Annotated in this window: 22 protein-coding genes; 7 read left to right on the forward strand and 15 right to left on the reverse strand. The window is 69.1% G+C overall.

Annotated elements, in window-relative coordinates:
* Positions 1 to 200: 200 nt before the first annotated feature.
* The 6 genes from ACM14_RS22965 to ACM14_RS22990 form a co-directional block, all read right to left on the reverse strand.
* Positions 201 to 806: a DNA-3-methyladenine glycosylase I gene (locus tag ACM14_RS22965; protein ID WP_065347392.1), complete on the reverse strand. Its 606-nt coding sequence runs from the start codon at positions 804 to 806 to the stop codon at positions 201 to 203.
* 2 nt (positions 807 to 808) lie between these two features.
* Positions 809 to 1,420, reverse strand: coding sequence for a c-type cytochrome (locus ACM14_RS22970; protein ID WP_065347393.1), 612 nt, complete (start codon positions 1,418 to 1,420; stop codon positions 809 to 811).
* The gene (purH, locus tag ACM14_RS22975; protein ID WP_013804036.1) at positions 1,420 to 3,018 is read right to left on the reverse strand and encodes a bifunctional phosphoribosylaminoimidazolecarboxamide formyltransferase/IMP cyclohydrolase; all 1,599 of its coding nucleotides are present in this window, start codon (positions 3,016 to 3,018) and stop codon (positions 1,420 to 1,422) included. Before purH ends, ACM14_RS22970 begins: the two co-directional genes overlap by 1 nt.
* 44 nt (positions 3,019 to 3,062) lie before the next feature.
* A complete protein-coding gene (locus ACM14_RS22980) occupies positions 3,063 to 3,296 on the reverse strand; it encodes a Fis family transcriptional regulator (protein WP_013804037.1) in 234 nt (77 codons plus the stop codon).
* On the reverse strand, positions 3,293 to 4,363 hold the full coding sequence (gene dusB / locus ACM14_RS22985) for a tRNA dihydrouridine synthase DusB (RefSeq protein ID WP_013804038.1): 1,071 nt from the start codon (positions 4,361 to 4,363) through the stop codon (positions 3,293 to 3,295). The genes ACM14_RS22980 and dusB overlap by 4 nt, the downstream gene beginning before the upstream one ends.
* A gap of 143 nt (positions 4,364 to 4,506) precedes the next feature.
* The gene (locus ACM14_RS22990; RefSeq protein ID WP_065347394.1) at positions 4,507 to 5,112 is read right to left on the reverse strand and encodes a hypothetical protein; all 606 of its coding nucleotides are present in this window, start codon (positions 5,110 to 5,112) and stop codon (positions 4,507 to 4,509) included.
* A 105-nt stretch (positions 5,113 to 5,217) separates the two neighbouring features.
* On the opposite strand from ACM14_RS22990, the gene ACM14_RS22995 reads away from it, so the two are divergent.
* A complete protein-coding gene (locus tag ACM14_RS22995) occupies positions 5,218 to 5,742 on the forward strand; it encodes a YqaA family protein (RefSeq protein ID WP_013804040.1) in 525 nt (174 codons plus the stop codon).
* A gap of 40 nt (positions 5,743 to 5,782) precedes the next feature.
* Here the strand turns inward: ACM14_RS22995 and ACM14_RS23000 are convergent, their stop codons facing one another.
* Complete coding sequence (locus tag ACM14_RS23000; RefSeq protein WP_065347395.1) at positions 5,783 to 6,706, reverse strand: LysR family transcriptional regulator; 924 nt, start codon at positions 6,704 to 6,706, stop codon at positions 5,783 to 5,785.
* 102 nt (positions 6,707 to 6,808) lie between these two features.
* Here ACM14_RS23000 and ACM14_RS23005 point away from each other — a divergent pair, with 102 nt between their 5' ends.
* From ACM14_RS23005 to ACM14_RS23030, 6 genes are all read left to right on the forward strand, one after another.
* The gene (locus ACM14_RS23005; RefSeq protein ID WP_012203489.1) at positions 6,809 to 7,513 is read left to right on the forward strand and encodes a pirin family protein; all 705 of its coding nucleotides are present in this window, start codon (positions 6,809 to 6,811) and stop codon (positions 7,511 to 7,513) included.
* Between the two features lie 69 nt (positions 7,514 to 7,582).
* Positions 7,583 to 8,281: a hydrolase gene (locus ACM14_RS23010; protein ID WP_065347396.1), complete on the forward strand. Its 699-nt coding sequence runs from the start codon at positions 7,583 to 7,585 to the stop codon at positions 8,279 to 8,281.
* A 337-nt stretch (positions 8,282 to 8,618) separates the two neighbouring features.
* On the forward strand, positions 8,619 to 8,864 hold the full coding sequence (locus ACM14_RS23015; protein WP_065347397.1) for a XapX domain-containing protein: 246 nt from the start codon (positions 8,619 to 8,621) through the stop codon (positions 8,862 to 8,864).
* 125 nt (positions 8,865 to 8,989) lie between these two features.
* Complete coding sequence (locus ACM14_RS23020; RefSeq protein ID WP_065347398.1) at positions 8,990 to 10,888, forward strand: amidohydrolase; 1,899 nt, start codon at positions 8,990 to 8,992, stop codon at positions 10,886 to 10,888.
* Between the two features lie 11 nt (positions 10,889 to 10,899).
* Entirely contained in the window at positions 10,900 to 11,355 is a 456-nt protein-coding gene (locus tag ACM14_RS23025; RefSeq protein WP_065347399.1) for a DoxX family protein, read from the forward strand.
* The gene (locus ACM14_RS23030) at positions 11,345 to 12,997 is read left to right on the forward strand and encodes an MFS transporter (RefSeq protein ID WP_065347420.1); all 1,653 of its coding nucleotides are present in this window, start codon (positions 11,345 to 11,347) and stop codon (positions 12,995 to 12,997) included. The genes ACM14_RS23025 and ACM14_RS23030 overlap by 11 nt, the downstream gene beginning before the upstream one ends.
* Before the next feature lie 50 nt (positions 12,998 to 13,047).
* On the opposite strand, the gene ACM14_RS23035 is transcribed toward ACM14_RS23030, so the two are convergent.
* From ACM14_RS23035 to ACM14_RS23070, 8 genes are all read right to left on the reverse strand, one after another.
* The gene (locus tag ACM14_RS23035) at positions 13,048 to 13,686 is read right to left on the reverse strand and encodes a response regulator transcription factor (protein WP_065347400.1); all 639 of its coding nucleotides are present in this window, start codon (positions 13,684 to 13,686) and stop codon (positions 13,048 to 13,050) included.
* Positions 13,679 to 14,779 (reverse strand): sensor histidine kinase, encoded by a 1,101-nt coding sequence (locus ACM14_RS23040; RefSeq protein ID WP_065347401.1) that lies wholly within the window; start codon positions 14,777 to 14,779, stop codon positions 13,679 to 13,681. The genes ACM14_RS23035 and ACM14_RS23040 overlap by 8 nt, the downstream gene beginning before the upstream one ends.
* A 71-nt stretch (positions 14,780 to 14,850) precedes the next feature.
* Positions 14,851 to 16,230 carry a TolC family protein gene (locus tag ACM14_RS23045; RefSeq protein WP_065347402.1) on the reverse strand — a complete coding sequence of 460 codons (1,380 nt, stop codon included), beginning with the start codon at positions 16,228 to 16,230 and terminating at the stop codon, positions 14,851 to 14,853.
* Positions 16,231 to 16,241: 11 nt separating this feature from the next.
* Complete coding sequence (locus ACM14_RS23050) at positions 16,242 to 19,415, reverse strand: efflux RND transporter permease subunit (protein WP_065347403.1); 3,174 nt, start codon at positions 19,413 to 19,415, stop codon at positions 16,242 to 16,244.
* The gene (locus tag ACM14_RS23055; RefSeq protein WP_254662119.1) at positions 19,412 to 20,500 is read right to left on the reverse strand and encodes an efflux RND transporter periplasmic adaptor subunit; all 1,089 of its coding nucleotides are present in this window, start codon (positions 20,498 to 20,500) and stop codon (positions 19,412 to 19,414) included. Before ACM14_RS23055 ends, ACM14_RS23050 begins: the two co-directional genes overlap by 4 nt.
* Positions 20,501 to 21,090: 590 nt before the next feature.
* On the reverse strand, positions 21,091 to 22,089 hold the full coding sequence (locus tag ACM14_RS23060; protein ID WP_065347405.1) for a tripartite tricarboxylate transporter substrate binding protein: 999 nt from the start codon (positions 22,087 to 22,089) through the stop codon (positions 21,091 to 21,093).
* A gap of 78 nt (positions 22,090 to 22,167) precedes the next feature.
* Positions 22,168 to 23,142: a tripartite tricarboxylate transporter substrate binding protein gene (locus tag ACM14_RS23065; protein WP_065347406.1), complete on the reverse strand. Its 975-nt coding sequence runs from the start codon at positions 23,140 to 23,142 to the stop codon at positions 22,168 to 22,170.
* Between the two features lie 42 nt (positions 23,143 to 23,184).
* Positions 23,185 to 24,123 (reverse strand): ketopantoate reductase family protein, encoded by a 939-nt coding sequence (locus ACM14_RS23070; RefSeq protein ID WP_065347407.1) that lies wholly within the window; start codon positions 24,121 to 24,123, stop codon positions 23,185 to 23,187.
* Positions 24,124 to 24,132 lie beyond the last annotated feature (9 nt).

The following is a 24,132-nucleotide window of genomic DNA, read 5'->3' on the forward strand; positions in this document are numbered from 1 at the left end:
GCGCAGTGAGTTCTGCGGCGAACCCCGCAGGCGGCCCGACGCAGGTTGCCCCGCAGCGCAGCGAAGGGGTCGCGGACATTCGGGTCGTCTTTCTTTTGCCTCCTTTTCTTTGACGAATCAAAGAAAAGGAGGTCGGCCGCCGGGCCGAAACCCGGCCTCGAAAAACAACCACCCGGCAGGGTCAAAAACCAGACCTCAGCTCAAGCACCAAGCAGAAACGCCCCCCGCGCCCGCTCCACCTCACCCCTCACCACACACCCCAAAGCATGGTCATTGACCAACCCCATGGCCTGCATGAACGAGTAGACAGTCGTAGGCCCCACGAACTTCCACCCGAGCTTCTTCAGCTCCTTGGACAGCGCCCGGGACTCGGCCGTCTCGGACACGGGCGCGCCGCCACCGGTCACGGGTGCAGGCGCATGGCGCCAGAAGAAGGCCGACAGCGAGCCTTGCGCCTCCACCATCTCCAGCGCCCGCTGCGCGTTGTTGATCACGGCCTCGATCTTGCCTCGATGCCGCACGATGCCCGCATCGCCCAGCAGCCGCAGCACGTCGTCTTCGGTGAAGCGCGCAACCTGGTGGAAGTCGAAGCCCGCAAAGGCCGCGCGGAAGTTCTCGCGCTTGTTGAGGATGGTCAGCCAGCTCAGGCCGGACTGGAAGCCTTCGAGACTGAGCTTCTCGAACAGGCGCCGGTCGTCGGTGACGGGAAAGCCCCATTCACGGTCGTGGTAGGCCAGGTAGTTGTCCGTGGCGGCGCACCAGTGGCAGCGCGGCCGGCCGTCAGGGGCGGTGAACAGGCGGGACACGGTCAGGACTTCCCGGGCTCGGGAGAGGGGAGGGACAGCAGCCAGGCCGCCATCTGCAGGGATTGCGCCGTATCGAGGTGCGGGTGGCGCGGCATGATGGCGCGGCCCCATTCGCCGGCCCCGCCCTCGCGGATCTTGCGCGCCAGGTAGTCGGCGGCATCTTCGCGGGCCCGGTAGCGCTCGGCGATCTGCTGGAAGGACGGGCCCACGTAGTGGCGCACCAGGCCGTGGCAGCGCAGGCAGTCATTGCCTTCCACCAGGGCCTTGCCGGCAAGCAGCCGGGGGCCTGTATCTGTACCTGTATCTGTACCTGTACCTGTACCTGTACCTGTACCTGTACCTGTACCTGTACCTGTACCTGTACCTGTACCTGTACCTGCACCTGCACCTGCACCTGCATTTGGATCTGCAGCTGCCGCCACGGCAGCTGCCGGCAGGCCAGCAGCAGGTGCAACGGGCGCAACAGCCGGCCCGCGCATGATGCGCCAGCCGATGTTGAAGACACCCAGCGCCACCAGCAGCATGAAGACCACGAGCGCCCAGCCCAGCCAGCGGGGCCGGTGGGGGGCGTCGTCGCCCTCGTCGTCTGCGTCAGGAGGCAGTTGGCCGGCCATCAGTGGCGGAAGTGGCGCACGCCGGTGAAGACCATGGCGACGCCGCGCTCGTTGGCGGCGTCAATGACTTCCTGGTCGCGCATGGAGCCGCCGGGCTGGGCCACGCAGGTGGCGCCTGCGTCAACGACCACGTCCAGGCCGTCGCGGAAGGGGAAGAAGGCATCGCTGGCCACGACCGTGCCCTGCAGACTCAGCTTGGCGGCTTCGGCCTTGATGGAGGCGATGCGTGCCGAGTCCAGGCGGCTCATCTGGCCTGCGCCCACGCCCATGGTCATGCCGTTCTTGCAGAACACGATGGCATTGCTCTTGACGTACTTGGCGACCTTCCAGGCGAACAGCAGGTCCTGCAGTTCTTCGGGGGTAGGCTGCTTGACGGTGACGACCTTGAGGTCGGCCAGGGCCAGCTCATGGTTGTCGGCGGTCTGCAGCAGCAGGCCCGAGCCGACGCGCTTGGCGTCCATGGCGTTGCGGCCCTGGTCCCAGGCGCGCTCGCCGCCGGCCGGCAGGGCGATCTTCATGAGGCGCACATTGACCTTGGGCTTGAAGATTTCCAGCGCCTCGGCCGTGAAGTCGGGGGCCATCAGCACCTCGACGAACTGCTTGACCACGGCCTCGGCCGCCGCCTTGTCCACCGTGCGGTTGAAGGCGATGATGCCGCCGAAGGCGCTGGTGGGGTCGGTCTGGAAGGCCTTGGCATAGGCTTCGTGCGCGTCCTTGCCCACGGCCACGCCGCAGGGGTTGGCGTGCTTGACGATCACGCAGGCAGGCTGCTCGAAGCTCTTGACGCATTCCCAGGCGGCGTCGGCGTCGGCGATGTTGTTGTACGACAGCTCCTTGCCCTGCAGCTGCTCGCCCGTTACCAGGGAGCCGGGAGCCGGATACAGGTCGCGGTACAAGGCGGCCTGCTGGTGGCTGTTTTCGCCGTAGCGCAGGTCCTGCACCTTGGTGAAGTGGCCGTTGCTCTGGCCGGGGAAGGGGCTGCGCTCGGGCACGTAGGCTTCGGAGAGCTTCTCGTCCTCGAACTTCACGCTGGACAGGTAGTCGCTGATGGCGCCGTCGTACTGGGCGATGCGGTTGAAGGCGGCCACGGACAGCGCAAAGCGCAGCTTGTCGGACAGCTTTCCGTTGGCCTTGAGTTCACCCAGCACGGCCTCGTACTGGCCGGCGTCGGTGATCACGCCCACGTCGGCCCAGTTCTTGGCGGCAGAGCGCACCATGGCCGGGCCGCCGATGTCGATGTTCTCGATGGCGTCGGCCAGCGTGCAGCCGGCCTTGGCCACGGTGGCCTCGAAGGGGTAGAGGTTCACCACCAGCAGGTCGATGGTGTCGATGCCGTGCTCCTTGAGGGCCGCCATGTGGGCGGGCAGCTCGCGGCGCGCCAGCAGGCCGCCGTGGACCTTGGGGTGCAGGGTCTTGACGCGGCCGTCCAGCATTTCGGGGAACTGGGTGACTTCGGCCACCTCGGTCACGGGCAGGCCGGCCTCGGCCAGCAGCTTGGCGGTGCCGCCGGTGGACAGCAGCTTGATGCCCAGGGCGTGCAGGCCTTGGGCGAATTCGACGATACCGGTCTTGTCAGAGACGGAGAGCAGGGCGTTCATGGGCGTCAGTGCAGGGAGTTTGAAGAAATGGAGATTCGTGCCGCTCAGAGCATGTCGTGCTCGAGCAGCTTCTTGCGCAGCGTGTTGCGGTTCAGGCCCAGCCAGTCGGCAGCGCGGGACTGGTTGTTGTCGGCCTGGGTCATCACCACTTCCAGCAGCGGCTTTTCGACCAGGTGGATCAGCATGTCGTACATGCCGTTGGGCTTTTCGCCGTCGAGATCGCGGAAATACCCCTCCAGGCTTTCACGCACGCATTGTTCGATGTTCTGGTTGCTCATACTGTCATTCCTGCGGGCTCTCCGAATTCGGCGCTTGTGGCGCCGGCATCGATGGCGGCCGGTATCCGGTCCATCTGTGCGCCCAGGGCGTCCAGATAGTCGGCCACGGCCTGCCATTGCACCGCGCAGTCCTCGATGGTGTTGATGTGTTGTCTGAATGCTTCACCGCCCGGCAGGCTGCGCAGGTACCAGGCGATGTGCTTGCGCGCGCTGCGCACGCCGGTGCCCTCGCCGTACAGGCTGTAGTGGTCCTGCAGGTGGTCCAGCAGCAGCCGGCGCAGTTCGGCCACCAGCGGCGGGGCCATGTGCTCGCCCGTGGCCATGAAGTGCGCGATCTCGCGGAAGATCCAGGGCCTGCCCTGGGCCGCGCGGCCGATCATCACGGCATCGGCGCCCGTGTAGGCGAGCACGTCGCGCGCCTTCTCGGGGCTGGTGATGTCGCCATTGGCCACCACCGGCACGCGCACCGCCGCCTTGACGGCAGCGATGGTGTCGTACTCGGCAAAGCCCTTGTAACCCTGCTCGCGCGTGCGGCCGTGCACGGTGAGCATCTGTATGCCCACCTCCTCGAAGCGGCGGGCCAGCACCACGGCGTTCCTGTGCGCGTCGCACCAGCCGGTGCGCATCTTCAGCGTGACGGGCACGCCGTGCGGGGCGCAGGCCTCTACAACAGCCTGGGCAATCTCCACGGCCAGGGCCTCGTTCTGCATCAGGGCCGAGCCGGCCCACTTGTTGCAGACCTTCTTGGCCGGGCAGCCCATGTTGATGTCGATGATCTGGGCGCCGCGGTCCAGGTTGTAGCGCGCGGCCTCGGCCATCATCTCGGCGTCCGTGCCCGCGATCTGCACCGCGATGGGGCCGGGCTCGCCTTCATGGTTGGCGCGGCGCGAGGTCTTGAGGCTGTTCCACAGGTCCTTGCGCGATGTCACCATCTCGCTGACCGCGTAGCCCGCACCCAGGGCCTTGCACAGCTGGCGGAACGGCCGATCCGTCACCCCTGCCATGGGGGCGACGAACAGGCGATTGGCCAGGGCATGGGGGCCTATGGACAGGGGTGGGGAGGACATCGGAAAAGCCGGAGAAAACGCGCGCGCCGAGCACAAAACGGGCGGCAACAAAGGACCAAGATTGTACCTGCCCAAATTTTCAGCAGGGCTAAAACCGGGCCGTCAAGACGGCCAAGCAGCGAAAACAAGACAGTGCGCAGTTTTCATGGTGTGGGCACGAAGGTGCGCACCTGGCCCGGAACGGCCTGCAGCCCGTAGGCACCAAGCCGGCCCTGCCACCAGCGGCGGTTGAATTGCACGTCGGGAGAGACCTGGTCGTCGGGCATGGGGCGCAGGCCGACCTTCTGCAGCCCGGCTTTCTGCTGCCCGGCTGCCTGCAGCCCAGCTGTCTGCGGCCCAGCCTCCAGTCCCAGGTCCAGCGCCTCGCCGTCGGCCAGCGGGCCGCGCACCACGGCCATGGCCTTGCGCCCGTCGGTCACCCAGGCGTCCAGCACCAGGGCCGGGCCGGGCTCGGACCCGGCCAGGCTCACGCAGCCTTGCAGACGCGGCTCCAGGCCCAGCGGCTCCAGCTCGCGCTGCAGCTGCTCCAGCCTGTCGCCCACGGCCGGGTCCGGCAGGGTGCAGCCCTTGGCCTGCAGCGCCTTGCTCCAGGCGGAGGGCGGTGCAGCCTGGGCGGGCGGCGCCTGGACAGCGGCCTGTGCCACCACGGTGGTGTCCTTGCCTGGCGATGGCTGCAACGCGGCGCAGCCGGCCAGGCCGGCTGCTGCCATTCCCAATGCCGCCCATCCTGCAATCCGCCCTGTCTGCATGACGCCCCCTGTGCTTGTGGTTCTGGAACAGGCCTCACGATAGCTTCAGGCCGACAAAGCGTCAGCCAGCGCAGACCTACACTTACAGCACCTATGGAAGTCTGGATGCATCAACTGCTGGGCTGGCTGGCGCTGCCGCAGTTCGGCCTCAGCACCGTGTTCATCGTGGCCCTGATTTCGGCCACGCTGCTGCCGCTGGGCTCCGAGCCTGCGGTGGTCGGCCTGCTGCAGCTCAACCCCGATCTGTTCTGGCAAACGGTCTTCGTGGCCACGGCCGGCAATACGCTGGGTGGCGCCATCAGCTGGTGGATGGGCCTGGGCGCGCACAAGGCCTGGCGTGCGGCCCGCGAGCGGCGGCGCGCCGGACTGCCCGAGGATCTGCGGGCCAAGCCGCCCCGCGCCCTGTCCCGCCACGAGCGCCGCGCCCGCGTGTGGCTGCGCCGCCTGGGCGCCAAGGCCTGCCTGCTGAGCTGGCTGCCCGTGGTGGGCGATCCGCTGTGCGCCGTGGCCGGCTGGCTGCGGCTGCCGTTCTGGCCCTGCGTGTTCTACATGGCCATCGGCAAGTTCCTGCGCTATGTGGTGATGACGGTGGTGCTGCTGCAGCTGCTGCCGGCCTCCTGGGCCAGCTGAGGCCGAAGCCCTCCCACCGAAGCCCTCCCCTTTTTGCGATCTACGCCTGCGGCTCACGCGCCCAGGGCGCCAGCGCGAAGTGCGCGGCCAGGAAATCGATCAGCGCCTGCACGCGCGCCGGCCGGGCACGCCCCGGTGGCGTGACGATGTGCAGGGCGATGGAGGGCACCTGCCAATCGTCCATGCAGGTCTGCAGCGCACCCGATTGCAAATCTTCCCAGGCCAGGAACTCGGGCTGCAGGGCCAGGCCCAGCCCGGCGCGCAGGGCCGGCGCCAGGCCCTCGGCATTGTTCACGCGCATGGCCGTGGGAACGACCTGGGCGAACTCGCCGCGGTGCGCATGCACGAAGCGCCAGGCCTCGCCCAGGCGGCTGTGCACATAGCGCAGCGCGCGGTGCTGCGCCAGATCGCGCGGATGGGAGGGGCGGCCGTGGCGCTCGAAGTATTCGGGTGATCCCACCAGCAGCAGGCGCACCGTGCACAGGCGCCGCGCCAGCAGGCTGGAGTCGGGCAGCGAGGAGATGCGCAGCGCGATGTCGAAGCCCTGGGCCACGACGTCGATCAGCTCGTCGCTGAAGTGCAGGTCCAGCGTGACTTCCGGGTGCTCGGCCATGAAGGCGGGCACGGCCGGCGCCAGGTGCGAGATGCCGAACGACATGGGCGCCGCAATGCGGATGGGGCCGCGCAGGCTTTTGGACTGTTCGCTGATCTCAGCCTCCACGGCCTCGCCCTCGGCCAGGATGCGCGCGGCGCGCTCCAGCGAGGCCTGGCCGCTGGCCGTCAGCGACATGCGCCGCGAGGTGCGGTGGAACAGGCTGGTCTTGAGCCGCATCTCCAGCCGCGTGATGGCCTTGGAGATGGTGGGCTGGGAGACGCCCAGGTCGGCGGCGGCCTTGGCGAAGGAGCCCGTTTCGGCCACCTTGGCGAAGACGGCCCAGGCTTCGAGGTCAGGAAGTCTTGGCATGAAAGTTTTGGAATAGATGTCTTTGCATATTTTCTATTCTCTTCTTGATCGGCAAAACATAAAGTTCATCCATCGCAACACACAACGCAGCAGGAGAACACCATGATCGAACGCCGTCCCTTCCAAGCCCTTGGCGGTGCCAACCACGGCTGGCTCGATGCCAAGCATCACTTTTCCTTCGCCGGCTACCACGATCCGGCCCGCATGGGCTGGGGCGCGCTGCGGGTGTGGAACGACGACACCATCGCCGCCGGCACGGGCTTCCCGCCCCATGCCCACGCCAACATGGAAATCATCACCTACGTCCGTGAAGGCGCCATCACCCACCAGGACAGCCTGGGCAACAAGGGCCGCACCGAAGCAGGCGATGTGCAGGTGATGAGCGCAGGCACCGGCATTCGCCACTCGGAATACAACCAGGAAAAGGACACGACGCGGATCTTCCAGATCTGGATCATGCCCGACGAGCGCGGCCAGCAGCCCCCGTCCTGGGGTGCCAAGCCCTTCCCCAAGGGCGAGCGCTCGGGCAGCTTCGTGGCCCTGGCCAGCGGCCTGCCCGGCGACGAGGACGCCCTGCCCATCCGCACCGCCGCCCGGGTGCTGGGCGCCACGCTGAAGGCCGGCGAGAGCACGGAGTACCGCATCGGCCGCGACCGCCTGGGCTACCTGGTGCCGGCCAGCGGCTCGGTGCAGATCGACGGCGTGACGCTGCAGGAGCGCGACGGCGCCGCCATCAGCGATGTGGACAGCTTCCGTGTGACGGCCCTGGCCGACACCGAGCTGGTGCTCGTCGACACGGCGCGCTGAAGCGCCCTGCCCGCCTCTTCCCAAGAAAACATTTCCCGTACCCCGTCCAACCCCTCACAGGAGATCACCATGACCGACCGCAAGTACCTCGAAGTCCTGACGCCCGCCAACAGCCAGATCATCTTCATCGACCAGCAGCCCCAGATGGCCTTCGGCGTGCAGTCCATCGACCGCCAGGTGCTCAAGAACAATGTGGTGGGCCTGGCCAAGGCGGCCAAGGCCTTCGGCATTCCCGCCACCATCACCACGGTGGAGACGGGCAGCTTCTCCGGCCACACCTATCCCGAACTGCTGGCCGTGTTCCCCGAGCACCAACTGCTGGAGCGCAGCTCCATGAACTCCTGGGACGATCAGAACGTGCGGGACGCACTGGCCAGGAACGCCGCCCACGGCCGCAAGAAGATCGTGGTCTCCGGCCTGTGGACCGAGGTGTGCAACACCACCTTCGCCCTGTCGGCCCTGCATGACACGGACTACGAGATCTACATGGTGGCCGACGCCTCGGGCGGCACGTCGCTGGACGCGCACAACTACGCCATGGACCGCATGGTGCAGGCCGGCGTGGTGCCCGTGACCTGGCAGCAGGTGCTGCTGGAATGGCAACGCGACTGGGCCCGCCGCGAGACCTACGACGCGGTGATGGACATCGTGCGCGAGCATTCCGGCGCCTACGGCATGGGCGTGGACTATGCCTACACCATGGTGCACAAGGCGGCCGAGCGCGTGCAGCATGGCGAGACCGTGGGCCCGAACCCCGCCAAGGCCTGAGCACCAGCGCCGCCGCCGGCCCGCCAAAGGAGTCTCGCCATGAAGCTCTATGCACTTTCCCTTGGGGCCGGCCTGCTGGTCGGCGTGGGCCAGGGCCTGTACGCCCTCATTTGGGGATCGCGTTGCCCGGCTCCAGGGTCGTATGCAAGGCGCACGTGCGCAGCAAGGCCCCTGCCTTGCAAGCACGTGCAACGCCGCAGACGGCCCTGGAGCCGGGCAACCCGAAGGGAAGCTGCATGCCGCCCGCCACTCGGCGTTGCGCTCCTTGTGCGTGTGAGCACACGCACGGCGTCGCGCGCCTTGATTGGCGGGCCGGCATACAGCTTCGCGACCCCAAATGAGGACGTACAGGCCCTACAGCCTGCTGCAGGTGCGCTCGCCCGCACCGCCGCTGGTGGCCCTGGTCGGCCTGCTGGGCATCCTGGCCGGCGAGCAGATCGTGCCCGTGGGCCGGCACCTGCTGCAGGGCATGGACCTGCGCAGCGCCTGCAGCAAGACGCAGGCCACCGAGCATGTGCTGGGCCAGCTGCCCGGCCGCAAGAACGCCGATGCCGATGCCGATGCCGATCGGCACCACGGCTGACCCCTCCCCCCCCTCTCCAAGAAAACTGCACCATGACCACGCGCAGAAAAGTCCTGGGCTCCGCCGCCACCCTTGCCATGGGTGGACTGCTGGGTTGCACCACCAACGCTCGCCAAGGAGCCTCCATGTCCGATTCCACGCCGGAAGTCATCTTCCACAACGGCCGCTTCACCACGCTGAACAAGGCCCAGCCCACCGCCACCGCCGTGGCCGTGAAGGACGGCCGGTTCATCGCCGTGGGCTCAGACGCCGAGGTGCTGGCCCTGGCCGGCAGCGGCACGCGCCGCATCGATCTGCAGCGCCGCAGCGTGCTGCCTGGCCTGTTCGACAACCACACGCACGTGATCCGCGGCGGCCTGAACTTCAACCTGGAGCTGCGCTGGGACGGCGTGCGCTCGCTGGCCGACGCGCTGGACATGCTCAAGCGCCAGGTGGCCATCACGCCTGCGCCGCAGTGGGTGCGCGTGGTCGGCGGCTTCACCGAGCACCAGTTCGTGGAAAAGCGCCTGCCCACCATCGACGAGATCAACACCATCGCGCCCGATACGCCGGTCTTCCTGCTGCACCTGTATGACCGCGCCCTGCTCAACGCCGCCGCCCTGCGCGCCGTGGGCTACACCCGCGACACTCCCCAGCCTGCAGGCGGCGAGATCACGCGCGATGCCAACGGCAACCCCACGGGCCTGCTGCTGGCCAAGCCCAACGCCACCATCCTCTACAGCACGCTGGCCAAGGGCCCCAAGCTGCCGCTGGACTACCAGGTCAACTCCACGCGCCACTTCATGCGCGAACTCAACCGCCTGGGCGTGACCGGCGTGATCGATGCGGGCGGGGGCTTTCAGAACTACCCCGACGACTACGACGTGATCCAGAAGCTCAGCGACGCCAACCAGATCACCGTGCGCCTGGCCTACAACCTGTTCACGCAAAAGCCCAAGGAGGAGAAGGCCGACTTCCTCAACTGGACGCAAAGCGTGAAGTACAAGCAGGGCAACGACTATTTCCGCCACAACGGCGCGGGCGAGATGCTGGTGTACTCGGCCGCCGACTTCGAGGACTTCCGCCAGCCGCGCCCCGACATGCCGCCCAGCATGGAGGGCGACCTGGAGGAAGTGGTGCGCGTGCTGGTGCAGAACCAATGGCCGTGGCGCCTGCACGCCACCTATGACGAGACCATCTCGCGCGCGCTCGATGTGTTCGAGAAGGTGCACCGCGACACGCCCATCGACGGCCTGAACTGGTTCTTCGACCATGCCGAGACCATTTCGGACAAGTCCATCGACCGCATTGCGGCGCTGGGCGGCGGCGTGGCCGTGCAGCACCGCATGGCCTACCAGGGCGAGTATTTCACCGAACGCTACGGCGCACGCGCCACCGAGGCCACGCCGCCCGTCAAGAAGATCCTGGAGCGCGGCGTGAAGACGTCGGCCGGCACGGACGCCACGCGCGTGGCCTCCTACAACCCCTGGGTGTCGCTGTCGTGGATGGTGACGGGCAAGACCGTGGGCGGCCTGCAGATGTACCCCCAGCGCAACCTGCTGGACCGCGAGACCGCGCTGCGCATGTGGACCGAGAACGTGGCCTGGTTCTCCAACGAGGAAGGCCTGCGCGGCCGCATCCAGGTGGGCCAGCTGGCCGACATGATCGTGCCCAGCAAGGACTACTTCGCCGTGCCCGAGGACGAGATCTCCTTTCTCACCTCCGACCTCACCGTGGTGGGCGGCCGCGTGGTCTATGGCGCAGGCCCCTTCCAGCCGCATGACGACAACCCGCTGCCACCGGCCATGCCCGACTGGTCGCCCGTGCGGCGCTTTGGCGGCTACGGCGCCTGGGGCGAGCCCGAGGGCGCGGGCAGGAACTCGCTCAACCCCGCGCGCTACCGCAGCCTGGCGGCGGCCTGCGGCTGCGGCACCAGCTGCGGCATGCACGGCCACAGCCATGCCGACGCATGGGCCTCGAACGTGCCGGCCTCCGACCCCAAGAGCTTCTTCGGCGCGCTGGGCTGCTCCTGCTGGATGGCCTGAGGACCACACGCATGACACCCGCCATGACCCAAGCCAGTACGTTCTCCGGCCGCCTTGCGGCCACCGCACGCCCGGTGTTCGGCAGCCAGGCCGTGCGCCTGGTGGCCTACCTGGGCCTGTGCGCCGCCTATCTGCAGGGCGGCCTGGTCAAGCTCACCGACTTTCCCGGTGCGCTGGGCGAGATGGCCCACTTCGGCCTGTCGCCGGCACAGCTGTTCGCGGTCCTGGTGATCGCGCTGGAGCTGGGCGCCTCGGCCATGATCATCACCGGCCGGCTGCGCTGGCTGGGCGCCCTGGCGCTGGCCGCGTTCACGCTGCTGGCCACCTTCGTCGCGCTGCGCTTCTGGGAGCTTCCTGCAGGGCAGGAGCGCTTCATGGCGGCCAATTCCTTCTTCGAGCATCTGGGCCTGGTCGGCGGCTTCCTGTTCGTCGCCTGGCATGACCTGGGAGAGCGCCATGACCGCTGATTCGACCCGGCCCGCAGCCACTGCCTCCGGCAGCTTCGCGCCGCTGCGCCAGCCCGTGTTCGCGGTGCTGTGGGCCGCCACGGTGCTGGGCAACATCGGCAGCTTCATGCGCGATGTGGCCAGCTCCTGGATGGTGACCGAGCTGTCGGCCAGCCCGGCCGCCGTGGCGCTGATCCAGACGGCGGCCACGCTGCCCATCTTCCTGCTGGCGATTCCGGCCGGTGTGCTGTCGGACATCCTGGACCGCCGACGCTTCCTGATCGGCATCCAGATCCTGCTGGCCGCCGTCAGCGCCAGCCTGCTGCTGCTGGCCCGCACCAATACGCTGACCGTGGAGTACCTGGTGGCGCTGACCTTCGTGGGCGGCATAGGCGCGGCGCTGATGGGGCCGACCTGGCAGTCCATCGTGCCCGAGCTGGTGCCGCGTAGCGACCTCAAGAACGCGGTGGCGCTGAACTCGCTGGGCATCAACATCGCACGCGCCCTGGGCCCTGCGGCTGGCGGCCTGCTGCTGGCCAGCTTCGGCGCGGCGGCGGCCTATGGCGCGGACGTGGCCAGCTATGTGTTCGTGATCGCCGCGCTGGTCTGGTGGAAGCGCCCCAAGGCCGAGGCCTCGGCCCTGAACGAGCAGTTCTTCGGCGCCTTCCGCGCAGGCCTGCGCTATGCCCGCTCCAGCCGCGAGCTGCATGTGGTGCTGCTGCGCGCCGCCGTGTTCTTCCTCTTCGCCAGCTCGGTCTGGGCCCTGCTGCCGCTGGTGGCGCGGCGCATGCTGGGCGGCTCGGCAGGCTTTTACGGCGTGATGCTGGGCGCCGTGGGCGCAGGCGCCATCCTGGGCGCCCTGCTGCTGCCGCGCCTGCGCAAAAGGCTGGATGCCGATGGCCTGGTGCTGCTGTCCTCCGTGCTCAGCGCCGCCGTGATGGCCGCGCTGTCCACCGCGCCGCCGCAATGGGCCGCCGTGCTGCTGATGCTGGTGCTGGGCCTGGGCTGGATCATTGCGCTGACCACGCTCAACGGCGTGGCCCAGGCGGTGCTGCCCAACTGGGTGCGCGGCCGGGGACTGGCCATCTACCTGATGGTGTTCAACGGCGCCATGGCGGGCGGCAGCCTGGCCTGGGGGCTGTTTGCACAGGGCGTGGGCATTCCCACGGCGCTGCTGATCGGCGCGGCGGGCCTGGTGGCGATCTCGCTGGTGTTCCACCGCATCAAGCTGCCCACGGGCGAGGCGGACCTGCAGGCCTCCAACCACTGGCCCGAGCCGCTGCTGGCCGAACCCGTGGCCCATGACCGTGGCCCGGTGATGATCCAGGTGGAGTACCAGGTGCGCCGCGACGACCTGCCAGCCTTCATCGAGGCCATGCAGCATGTGGCGCGCGAGCGGCGGCGCGACGGCGCCTATGCCTGGGGCATTGCCGAGCACACGGGCGAGCCGGGCCGGGTGATCGAGTGGTTCCTGGTGGAGTCCTGGGCCGAGCATCTGCGCCAGCACCAGCGCGTGTCCAAGGCCGATGCCGATCTGCAGGCCCAGGCGCTGCGCTTTCATATCGGCCCCGAGCGGCCCGTGGTCCACCACTTCCTGGCGCTGGATGCCGCCAGTGCCGCGAGCGGGCCTGCGCAGGCACCGGCGCACGGCCACGCCCACTGAAGCGTTGCGGCAGGCCTGCCCCTGGCCTGCGCCCGGCCTGCCAGGACACCTCAGCGGATATCCAGCCGCTCCAGCGCACGCACCAGGTCGGCCAGCGTGCGCACCTGCATCTTGCGCATGGCCTGGCCACGCCGCACCTTCACCGTGATTTCGCTCACGCCCAGGTCTGCCGCGATCTGCTTGTTCAGCAGGCCGCGCACCACGCCCACGACCACGTCCTGCTCGCCCGGCGAAAGCGATTGCCAGCAGGCGCGCAGCGCCTGTTCGCCGGCGTCCAGCGCGCGGCGCTGGCGGTCCAGGGCAATGCCCTGCTGTATGGCGTCCAGCAGGTCCTGGTCGCGAAAGGGCTTGGTCAGGAACTCGATGGCGCCGGTCTTCATGGCCTCCACGCTCATGGGAATGTCGCCATGGCCGGTGATGAAGATGGTGGGCAGCTTCAGGCCCATCTCCAGCATCTGGCGCCGGAAGTCCATGCCGCTTTGGCCCGGCATGCGGATATCCAGCACCAGGCATGCAGGCCCCGCGGGCGGCTGCCGCTGCCAGTGGTCCAGAAACTCGCGCGTGGCGCCGAAGGCGCGCACGCACAGGCCCACCGAGGCCAGCAGGTCCTCGATGGCGGCGCGCACCGAGGCGTCGTCATCGACGATGTAGACAAGTGCCTCGGCTTCGGCCGTGGAGGTTTCAGCCATGGCGCAATCCCGTGGAAGACCTGTCGCCCGTGGCCGGGGCGCAGGCAATGGTGATGTGAAAGACCGTGCCGCCGCGCATGTCCTCGCGGTCCGTGGCCCAGATGCGGCCGCCGTTGGCCTCGGCCATGTGGCGGCAGATGTTCAGGCCCAGGCCCATGCCGTCGGGCTTGGTGGTCCAGAAGGCATCGAACAGGTGGGTGCGGGCCAGTGGCGACAGGCCTTCGCCCGCATCGGCCACGGTCAGCACCAGTTGCTGGCCCAGGGCCTGGGTGGTGACGGTGATGCGCCGCTGCGCGGCCGGCGTGCCCTGCATGGCATCCATGGCATTGATCAGCAGGTTGGCCAGCACCTGCTGGATGTGCACGCGGTCGGCCCAGGCCGGCTGCAGCGCAGGCGCCAGTTGCAGGTCCAGGGCCACGCCGCGCCGGTCCAGCTCGGCATCCGACAGGCGCGCCATCTCGCGCACGGCGTCGTTGAGGTCGAAGGACTGGCGGCTGGGCGCCTCGCCGCGCGCCATGCTGCGGATGCGGGCAATGACATCGCTGGCGCGCTGCGCATCGCCCAGGATGCGCTCCAGCGCCTGGCCGGCCTTGGCGAGGTTGGGCGGGTCCTGGGCCAGCCAGCGCTGGCAGGCATTGCCGCTGGTGACGATGGCCGCCAGCGGCTGGTTGACCTCATGGGCGATGGAGGCCGTCAACTGCCCCAGGCTGGTGGTCTGGGTGATGCGCATCAGCTGGGTGCGCGCCTCATGGGCCGCGTTCTGGGCCGCCACCATCTTCAGGCCCAGATAGGCCGTGATGGCAATGGCCAGGATGCTGATCACCATGTTGATCAGTCCGGTGCGATAGGCACCGGCAGGCGTGAGCGCAAAGCTGGCCAGGGTCAGCACGATGCACAGCGCCGTGAGGCCGATGACCACGCGCGGGCTGAACCAGCGCACCGCCACCAGGATGATGGCGGTATGGAACACGGCGGCCGCCACGGCGTAGTCGGTCAGCGTGTCCAGCGCGAAGATCGCGGCCATGGCGATGCCCATGGCCGCCAGGATCAGGGCCCGGGGCCAATGGGGAAAGCGGCGCAGAGCGGTGGTCATGGCGTGCAGGGCGGCAATGGCTGCGGTGAAGGCGTGTCGATTGTGTCGCAAGATGCCCTGCCCTCCCGCGATCAGAGGGCGGGCCGGCGGCCCACGCTCAGCTGCAGCTCCACCGTGGCCTTGGCCAGCTCGGTCTCTGCCTCCAGCGATCCCAGGTAGGCGTCGTCGGCCGAGCGCTGGGCGGACAGCAGCTCCAGCAGCGAAGCCTCGCCATGCCGGTAGGACAGGCGTATGCCCTCGAGCACGCGCTGCGCATCGCGCAGCACGCCGTCGCGGTAGCGCTGCACGTTCTCGCGCGCGGCGGTCAGGCGAAAGCGCGCGCCGCGCACATCGGCCTCGGCCCGGTTCTGGGCCTGCTGCAGGGCCAGCATGGCCTGGGTCACGGCCGCCTCGGCCTGCACCAGATCGCCCCGGTCCAGGCGCGACAGCGGCAGCGGCACGCTGACCGAGACCGACAGCGTGCGCGAGCGCCCGCCGCCATCGAAGGGATTGCCCTGGGCATCGGTGCCGGCCGCCGTGGACGGCACGGCGGCCATGCCCACGGCCAGCGTGGGATTGACCCAGCGGTTGGCCCGGGCCAGGCCCGCGTTGTCGCGCGCATGCTCGAGCGCCGCCTGGGCGATGCGCACCTCGGCGCGCGACTGCAGCGCCTGGGCGACCAGGGCATCGGCATCCTCCAGCCCCGAGTCTTCGGCCAATTCCATGAAGCCGCATTGCAGCGTGTCGCTGGCAAAGACTTCGGACAGGCGGCGCCCCAGCGGGACGGACAGTGCCAGCCGCGCGGTCTGCGCCTCGGCGCGCGCCTGCACCACCTCGGCCTGGAAGCGGTCGCGCTCCACGCGCGACTGCAGCCATTCCACGCCGCCGATGTCGCCGGCCTTGCGCCGCAGCTCGTTGGCCTGCACCACATCGCCCAGCGCCTTCAGCGTCTGCTGCTTGCGCTCCAGCGCCAGCGAGTCGCGGCAGGCCTGGGTGTAGTCCTGGGCGGCATCGGAGAACAGCTGGCTGCGCACGCCTTCAAGGCCGGCCTCGGACAGGCGCACCTGGCTGCGTGCGGACTGGATGCGCGCGGCGCGCTTGCCGCCCGTCTCCAGCTCCATGCTGATCTCGTAGTTGCGCGTGGTGGGCCGGGGCTGGCCGGTGCGCACCTGCTCGCGCGAGGCGCCCAGCGTGAGGCTGGGGTCGGGGCGTATGCCGGCGATGCCGATGCCGGCACGCGCGGATTCCACGCCCTGCTCCTCCGAGCGCAGCAGCGGGCTGTGCTGCTCCACGGCGTTGAGGTAGTCGGAAAAGCGCAGGCCGGCAGGTGCCGCCGTTGCAGTTGCAGTTGCAGTTGCTGTTGCAGTTGCTGTGGCTGCAACGGCGGACGGCGCCGTCTGCGCCTGGGCTGCGGCGCTAAGGCACAGCAGCAGGGCCAGGGCCTGCCTGGGGAAGAAAGGGGTGGTTTGCATGGCGACTCGCATCAATGGGGTTGGCTCGTTGCGGTGCGATGCCCGCCCTCGTCCTCGGCGGCATCCGGATCGCCGCTCTCACCGCGTTCAGCGGCGCGGCGCTGGCGGCGCTCGGCCGCGCTGGCGGCACGGGCCTCGATCACGTAGTAGAGGTTGGGCAGCAGCAGCAGGGTCAGCAAGGTGGCGCTGAACAGGCCGCAGACCACGACCGTGGCCAGGGGCCGCTGCACGTCGCTGCCCAGGCCCGTGGCCAGCATGGCCGGCGTGAGGCCGAAGGCGGCGACGGTGGCCGTCATCAGCACGGGGCGCATGCGGCTGGAGGCGCCTTCGAGCACGGCTTCGCGCAGGCCCAGGCCGTCCTCGCGGCGCAGCCGGTTGATCTGCGAGACCATGAGCACGCCCGAGAGCACGGCCACGCCGAACAGCGCGATGAAGCCCACGGCGCTGGAGACGTTGAGCGTCATGCCGCGCAGGTGCAGGCCCGCAAAGCCGCCGATCATGGCCAGCGGCACCACGCCCAGCACCAGCAGCGGCTGGCGCATGTTGCCGAACTCGCCGAACAGCAGCACCAGCATGATGCCCAGCGTCAGCGGCAGGATCATGAGCAGCCGCGCCTCGGCACGCTGCAGGTTCTCGAACTGGCCGCCCCACTCGATGTGCAGCTTCTGGCGGTCGTAGTCCAGGTGCTGGTCGATGGCGGTGTGCGCATCCTTGAGGAAGCCCGCCAGGTCGCGGCCGCGCACATTGAGCTTGACGAGGATGTGGCGCTCGCCGCCCTCGCGCACGATGACGCTCTGGCCCACGGTGGTAGTGATGCGCGCCACGTCGGCCAGCGGCACCTGGGCGCCATTGGCGGCCGACAGGCGCAGCGCGCCGATGGCCTCGGGGCTGCTGCGCGTGTCGGGCGTGAAGCGCACGGCCATGTCGTAGCTGCGCTCGCCCACGTACAGCTGGCCGATGGAGGCCCCGCCCACGCCGGTGGAGATGAGCTGCGCCACCTCGGAGGCATTGATGCCGTAGCGCGCGGCAGCGGCGCGGTCCAGCGCAATGCGCAGGTTGGGCAGCGGCGGCTCCACGTCCACGGCCACATCGGCCGCGCCGGGCACTTTCTCCAGCACGGCCACCAGCGCATCGGCCACGCGCCGGTCTTCGGCCAGGTCCTGGCCGAAGACCTTTACCGTGAGGTCGCTGTGCGCGCCGGACAGTTTGTCCTGCACGCCGTCGATCATGGGCTGCATGAAGCCCACGGAGTAGCCGGGCAGCTGGTCGAAGCGCGCGGCCATCTTCGCGATCAGTTGCTGCTTGGTCAGGCCCGACTTCCATTCGCCATAGGGATGCAGGCCCACGCTGGCCTCGATGTGCGAGGGCGTCCAGTAGTCGGTGCCGTCATCGTTGCGCCCGGTCTGGGTGACGATGTAGGAGACCTCGGGGAACTCCAGCGCGGCGCTGCGCAGCGCGTCGGCCATGTCGCGCGCCTTGTCCAGCGTGATGCCGGGCGGCATCTGCACCTGCAGCCAGATGGAGCCTTCGTCCAGGTACGGCAGGAAGTCGCGGCCCATGGTGCCCGCCAGCACGCCCAGCGCCAGCAGCGATGCCGCCACGGCCCCCGCCAGCCAGCGCACGCGGCCCACGGCCACGCCCAGGAAGCGGTCATAGCCCACGCCCAGCCGGTGCAGCACGGGGTTGTGGAAGATCTTGCGCGGCCTGCGGAAGGCCAGCCAGGCCAGGGCCGGCGTGAGCAGCAGGGCCACGGCCAGCGCCCCGACCAGGGCCGCGCCCACGGCGCTGGCCATGGGCGAGAACAGCTTGTACTCGATGCGCTCGAAGGCGAACAGCGGCAGGTAGGCGGCCGCGATCACGCACATGCCGAAGAAGATGGGCCGCGCCACCTGCAGCGTGGCCGTGATGGCGTCCCTGGGCGTGAGCGGCCGGTTCTGGTCGGCCTCGCGGCGCCGCAGGATGTTCTCGACCACGACCACGGCGCCATCCACCAGGATGCCGAAGTCGATGGCGCCCAGCGACAGCAGGTTGGCCGGAATCTTCGCGTGGTGCATGAAGATGAAGGCCAGCAGCAACGCCATGGGAATGGTCAGCGCCACGATCAGCGCCGCGCGCGGGCTGCCCAGGAAGACCAGCAGCACCAGGGTGACGACGATCAGGCCTTCGGCCAGGGTCTTGCCCACGGTGTGGGTGGTGCGCTCGATCAGCGTGGTGCGGTCCAGGTAGGGCACGACCTTCACGTCGGGCGGCAGCAGCTTGCCGTTGAGCTCCTCCACGGCGGCGTGGATGCCCTCCAGCGCCTGCGAGGGGTTGGAGCCCTTGAGCAGCAGCACGATGCCCTGCAGGGTGTCGGAGTTGCCGTCCTTGCCCAGGATGCCGCGCCGCTCCACGTTGCCGTAGGTCAGCCGCCCCAGGTCCTTGACCAGCACGGGCGTGCCGCTGTCCGTGGTCTTGACGACCACGTTGCCCATGTCGTCCAGCGAGCCCAGCAGGCCCACGCCACGCACCACATAGGAGACATCGCCCCGGTCGATGACGCTGCCGCCGCCGCTGGCGTTGTTGGCATTGATGGCCTCGATCACCTGGGACAGCGCCAGCCCGTACTGCAGCAGCCGCGCCGGGTCCAGCTCCAGCATGAACTGCGTGGTCAGGCCGCCGAAGTTGGTCACGTCCACCACGGACTGGGCCTTCTTCAGGCGCGGGATCACCACCCACTGCTGCAGCTCGGACAGCTCGCGCAGGCTGCGCACGGGGCTCTCCAGCGTGTAGCGGTAGACCTCGCCCGTGGGCGAGCTGTAGGGGTCCAGCCCGGCGCGGGCACCATAGGGCAGCGTGACCTCGTCGATGCGCTCCTTCAGGCGCTGGCGCGCCCAGTAGCCGTCCACGCCGTCCTCGAAGACCACGGTGATCAGGGACAGCGCGAACAGGCTGCGCGAGCGCAGCACGTGCATGCCGGGCGTGGCCAGCAGGGCGCGCTCCAGCGGGATGGTGATCTGCTGCTCTATCTCCTCGGCCGCCAGGCCTGGCACCTGGGTGACGATCTGCGAGGTCACGTCGGCGATGTCGGGATAGGCCTCCAGCGGCAGCTGCTTCCAGCTGAACACGCCATACAGGGCCGCGAAGCAAAAGACCAGCCAGACCACGCCGCGGCGCGAAAAGCCGATGTTGACGATGCGCTCGATCATTGCAGCAGCACTCCCCCGTTGACCACCACGCGCTCGCCGGCCGCCAGGCCCGAGAGGATCTCGGCCTGGCCGTCCTGCTGCGCGCCGACCTGCACGTCGCGCGGCTCGAAGCGCCAGCCGCCCTTGTCCACGAAGACGCGCGTGCTGACCTGGCCCTGCAGCAGGGCCGCGGCCGGCACCATCACGGCCTGGCGCGCCGGGGCGTCGAAGCCCACGCGCGCAAACATGCCGGGGCGCAGCCGCCCTTCGGGGTTGTCCACGGCCACTCGCACCTTGACGCTGCGCGTGGCGGTGTCCACCAGCTCGCCCACGTACTGCACGCGGCCCTGCAGCTGCAGGTCGGGATAGGCGGCCAGGGCGATGTGGGCCTGCTGGCCCACGTCCACATGGGCCAGGTCGCGCTCGCTGACGCTGGCGCTGAGCCAGACCTTGCGCAGGTCGGCCACGGTCATGACGGAGGCATTCACATCGTTCCAGTAGCCGCCCTGCGAGCCCGCCATCTCGACCACGCGCCCGCTGATGGGCGACTTGACCACGTAGCTGCCGCGCGAGCCTTCCTGCACGGCCGCACCCAGCTGGGACAGGTGGTCGGAGGCGGCGCGCGCATCGGCCCCCGCGGCGGCCAGCGACTGCTGCGCGGCCTCGTAGTCCTTGCGCGCGGCGATCTCGGCATCGAACAGCAGCTTCTGGCGGTCGAATTCCTGGCGCGCGTGCAGCAGCGCGGCCTGGGACTTGGCGTGCTCGGCACGCACGCTGGAGATCTCGGAGGAGTCCATGGTGATCAGCGCATCGCCGGCCTTCACCGCATCGCCCAGCTGGTGGTGCAGGCGCACCAGGCGGCCCGCCACCGGCGGCGTGATGCGGACCAGCTTTTCAGGCTCGGCCTCGATGGTGGCGGGGGCCGACAGGCGGGTCTGCAGCGGCTGCAGGGCGATCTCGGCCACCTGCAGGCGCTCGCGCAGCGGCGAGCCTTCGGGCACCACGATGAGGTTGCCTTCGCGGCGCACGGGGGCGGGCTGCGGGGCGGCGGTGGCGGGGGGTGCCGCTGCAGCCTGGGTTTCGGCCGGGCCGTTGCAGGCGGCCATGGCCACGCTGATCAGCAGCCCGCCCACAGGCCATGCAGCCGCCAGCAAGGGATGGCGCTGGTGCAGGCCATGGAGTCGGTCATGGGGTCGGCCATGTGGTTGGCCATGGGGTCGGCCTGGTCGTTCAGAAGCGAGAAAGCGGGTCATCCTGAGGTCTCCGGGTGCCACGGACCCGCGCAGACCTCTCGCCCCTTCAGGCGATCACAGGCCTCCGCCCAGGTCCGGGCAGATCAAGAAATGGAAGAAGGGAAAGACGGAAAGGGGCGGCGCGGCAGCGCCTGGCAGGATCGGGATCGGAATCAGGATCGGGGTCCATGGGGTACTCCTTTGCGTGTGGGTGGCGCAGTCCCCGTGCAGGCCGGGAGCCCTGTTTGCTGCAGTGCAATATGTGCCCGGAATTATCAAAGGCGAAAGTGCCTGCGGCCAGCCTTTGTTGGGAAGGCTGGCCTGTTCATTGGTGGATGCGGGATATACCTTCGTATAGAAGATGGCCGGCACAAGGCCCCCTCGGCCTGGCCCGGCCCGGACCGGAAAGCAAAAAGCCGCCAGCGCGGAGCGGGCGGCTTGCGGGCGATGGCCTGCGGGAAAGCTCAGTCCACTTTCAGGCCGATGGCTTTCACCAGTTCGCCGAAGCGCTCGCGCTCGGTGGCGTGGTGGTCGATGAAGGCCTTGCGGCTCAGGGGCGCGGGCGTGGCGCCCAGGGTGAGGATGACGTCGTTGACGTTCTTTTGCTGCAGCGCCTTGGCCACGGCAGTGCGAACGGCCTCGATCACCGATTCGGGCGTGCCCGTGGGCGCGTAGATGCCGAACAGCGTGTCCGCATCAAAGCCCGGCAGGCCGCTTTCGGCCAGCGTGGGCACGTTGGGGTACTGCGGCGAGCGGTGCGGGCTGCCGATGGCCAGCAGGCGCAGCTTGCCGGCCTCCACCTGCTTGAGGCCCGGACCCGGGTCGAACCAGAACTGCAGCTGCCCGCTGAGCACGTCGCTGAGCGCCGGGCCCGCGCCCTTGTAGGGGGCGTGCACGGCATCGACACCGGCCATGCGCTTGAACATCTCGCCGGCCAAATGGGGCGAGCTGCCCTGGCCCGGCGAGCCGTAGGACAGCTTGCCGGGGTTGGCCTTCAGGTGCTTGATGAAGTCGGCCACGTTGGTGGCCGGCACGGCGGGATTGGTCTCCAGGAACACATGCACGCGCGCCACGGCAGCCACGGGCGTCAAGTCCTTTTCGGGATTGAAGGCCAGCTTGCTGTAGATCATCGGGTTGATGGTGATGGCCCCGCCCGAGCTGAGCAGCAGCGTGTAGCCATCCTTGGGTGCGCGCACGGTCTCGCTGATGCCGATGTTGCCGCCTGCGCCGGGCTTGTTGTCCACCACCACCGACTGGCCCAGCACCTGGGACATGGTGGGCGTGATGGCGCGCGCCAGCACATCGGCCGCGCCGCCGGGCGCGAAGTTCACGACCAGGCGCACGGGGCGCTCGGGCCATTTGTCGCCGGCCTTCTGCGCCAGCGCAGGGACCGAGGCCGTCGCGCCCAGCAGGGCCAGCAGGCCCAGGCGGCGCCAGCGGCTGAAGGGGGTTGTCTTGTGCATGAGCTATGTCTCCTTGGGTTATGAGTTCTTGAAAACGGTGAGGGCGCCTGAAGCAGCAGCGGCGCAGCGGCGCAACGGTCAATCCAGCCGTATGCCCGCCGACTCGATGACCTGGCCCCAGCGCCGGCTTTCGCTGCGCCAGTAGTCACGCATCTGCGCAGGCGTGCCGGGCAGCGGCTCCAGCGACAGCGCCTCGAAACGCGCCAGCACGGCAGGCGAGCGCAGCGCCTGCTGCAGCGCCACGGACCAGGCCTGTACGGTGGCGTCGTCCGTGCCTGCGGGTGCCACCAGGCCCTGCCATGCATGGGCCTCGAAATCCTTCACGCCCTGCTCGGCCAGCGTGGGCACGCCCGGGTGGCTCTTGAGCCGCTCGGCGCTGGCCACGCCGATGACGCGCAGCTTGCCGGCCGCAATGTGCTGGGCCGCCGCCGCGCTGTCGGCCAGCATGAAGGGGATCTGGCCGCCGATCACATCGATCAGGGCCGGCCCCGCGCCGCGATAGGGCACATGGGACATCTTCACGCCCAGGCGCTGCGACAGCAGTTCGGTGGCCAGGTGGTGGGGCGTGCCCAGGCCCGGGCTGCCGTAGCTGACGGGGCCTGGCTGGGCCTTCACCCACTGCGTGAACTCCTGCAGGTTGTGCACCGGCAGCTGGTTGCCGACCACGAGGAACAGCGGGAAACGCGCCAGCAGGCCGATGGGCACGAAGTCCTTCTCGGCGTTGTAGGCCAGCTTGCGAAACAGGTGGGGATTGGCCGCCAGCGTGGCGAAGTCGGCCGTGAAGACCAGGCTGCCCAGCTCGCGCGTGCGCGCCGCGTATTCGGCGGCGATGTTGGTGCCGGCCCCGGGCTTGTTCATGACGACCACGGTGCGGCCCAGGGCCTTGCCAAAGGACTCGCCCACGGTGCGCGCCACGGCGTCCGAGCCGCCGCCTGCGGCAAAGCCCACCACCCATTCGACGGGCTTGCCGGTCTGGGCGTGTGCCGTGCCCATGCCCAGCAGGGGCGGGGTGCCTATGGCCAATGCGGCCTTGAGTGCTTGTCTGCGCAGCATCTTGTCTCCTTCTTGTAGTGGCTCGTTTTGCCTTGAGCGCGTTCAGCGCGGTGCGACAGCGCCCGCGTTCTCGGACAGGCTGACCAGTGCGTGCAGCGTGCGCGTCACGGGCACGGCAATGCCCAGGCGGTCGGCCACCTGCAGCACGGCGCCGTGGATGGCGCCCGTCTCGGTGGCACGACCGGCCAGCAGGTCCTGCAGCATCGAGGGCTGGTGGCCCCGGTGGTGGTCCAGCGCATCGCGCACGGCCGCACCCACGCGCTCGGCGCTGGCGGCGACGCCATGGGCATGGGCGACGGACAGCACCTCGTCCAGCACGCGCTGCAGCAGGGCCTCGCCCTGCGGATTGGCCAGTCCGTCCACGGTCTGGCGCGTCACGGCGCACACGCCGTTGAAGGCGGCATTGAAGGCCAGCTTTTCCCAGATGGCCTCCTGCACCTGCGGGTCGATGCGGCAATGCATGCCTGCGCGGTTGAGGTCTTCCGCCAGCAGGTCGAAGACCGCGCTGCGCTGGCCGTCGCAAGGCATGAAGCGGATGCCGCCCTGCCCCATGGAGCTCACCTCGCCCGGCGACATCACGCGCGCAGGCCAGGTGGTCACGCCCACGGCGATGCGCTCGGCCGGCACCCGCTCGCGCAGCACGTCGGCATGGCCTATGCCGTTTTGCAGGCTCAGGAAATGCGTGTCCGGCCCGATGAGATGGGCAATGCCCTGCAGCGCTGCCCGCGTATGGGCCGACTTGGTGAAGACCAGCCACAGCGCGGGCCCTGCCGTGAGCTGCTCGGCCCGCGCGGCATGCACGCGGGCCTGCAGCAGCCCCTCATCGGTGTGGCAGCGCGCGCCATCGCGGTTCAGGGCCTGCAGCAGTTCGTCGTTCACGTCGACCAGGGTCACGTCCAGGCCGATGCGGGCCAGCCGCGCCCCGAACAGGGTGCCCATGGCGCCTGCGCCGAGGATGCCTATGCTTCTTTTGTTTTCCATGGCTTTGTC

This window comes from Delftia sp. JD2 (genome assembly GCF_001682645.1).
GTDB lineage: Bacteria > Pseudomonadota > Gammaproteobacteria > Burkholderiales > Burkholderiaceae_C > Comamonas > Comamonas acidovorans.